Origin of the sequence: Endozoicomonas sp. ALC013, assembly GCF_049310205.1 — a bacterium.
In the GTDB taxonomy this organism is placed as follows: Bacteria; Pseudomonadota; Gammaproteobacteria; order Pseudomonadales; family Endozoicomonadaceae; genus Endozoicomonas.
Genome location: NZ_JBLYNS010000400.1, coordinates 1 through 1,178, shown reverse-complemented (window position 1 = coordinate 1,178; position 1,178 = coordinate 1). Strand labels below are relative to the sequence as shown.

Below are 1,178 nucleotides of genomic sequence, written 5' to 3'. Positions count from 1 at the left end.
TAGTGAATGGGAGGGAATTATAAGCGCTGTTTGCGCAGGTAAAAAGTGACCGGTTAATGAGCAAGACTCTCCGGGGCTGGAGAACCTGGATGGGCTGAACTGGTCAACAGGTTGAAAGGGGTGTCTGAACCAATGGCACTGACTTAAGCGTGAAAGCCTTGCCATACGTAGGCTTTAAGGCACCTTCTCAGGGTAGACATTAACACCTACTCCCTGCTTGGGTAAGTTAAAGACTGCACCACAAATGCCCATGGCGCGTGAAAATGTTTTGCGCCACCCTCAGGGATGAAAAATGGTTAAGCAAAATATTTTTCACGGCAAAGCGGTTAATGAAACCACATGCGTTGAGTTTATACCTTCGAGTGCTTGCTCCTGTTTCCATGGGCAGGTGTTTTCTGACTTCGTTGCCTGCTCGCTGGAATGGACTCCAGTTTATAAGTATACGCCACCTGATCATACGACGACGGTAGTTCAGATCGATGCCCTGGCAACCGATTGCAATCCTTAAGCCGGTATGTGCCTGACCTGCGTTGGTAATAGCGGTAAATGCACGCCCCCCCAAAACATGCCAGCACCAGGCCGGTTCCCGCGGCGATACCGATTATGGCACCAGCACTCAGGGAAGATGCCAGCGGTGCCACCGTGGCGGTCGACAGCGCTATTGCAGTGGTCATTGGCGCAGAAGCAGGCGCTCTGGAAGAGGTCATGGTGGTTCCTGGTATTGTTGTGGGCACGGTTTTCCAGAACGGTGACGTGGCAACGGTTGGCTGTGCCGTCGTAGATGGTTCCACAGCCGGAACGTCCAAGGTTATGCTGGTACTTCCTGATACCCTGATCACGGTTGTCGTGACCGGTGTCGACTTGACGGTTGACGGTGTTATCGCTGGGGACAATGTCGCAGAAGAAGTCGGTTTTGGAACAAGTATGGGGGTTGATGCCCTGGCTCCGGTTTCACTGTCTGCTGCTGGCGTGGAGGGCAATGGTACCACTGGCGGAGTCAATGGTTCAGAAGCAGGCGCTCTGGAAGAGGTCATGGTGTTTCCTGGTATTGTTGTGGGCACGGTTTTCCAGAACGGTGGTGAGGTAACGGTTGGCTGTGTCATCGTAGGTGGTTCAGAAGTCGGATCGGCCAAGGTTGCGTTACTTCCTGGTACACTGCTCACGGTATCCTCGACCAG

The 1,178-nt window shown here is 53.2% G+C and carries 2 protein-coding genes; both read left to right on the top strand.

All coding sequences use genetic code 11. From position 1 onward, the window contains the following. The first annotated feature begins 292 nt into the window (after nucleotides 1–292). Nucleotides 293–508, top strand: coding sequence for a hypothetical protein (locus tag ACO6V1_RS24115; protein ID WP_422449714.1), 216 nt, complete (start codon nucleotides 293–295; stop codon nucleotides 506–508). A 38-nt stretch (nucleotides 509–546) separates the two neighbouring features. Next, a partial coding sequence (locus ACO6V1_RS24110) for a hypothetical protein (RefSeq protein ID WP_422469160.1) occupies nucleotides 547–1,178 on the top strand: 632 nt, incomplete at its 3' end.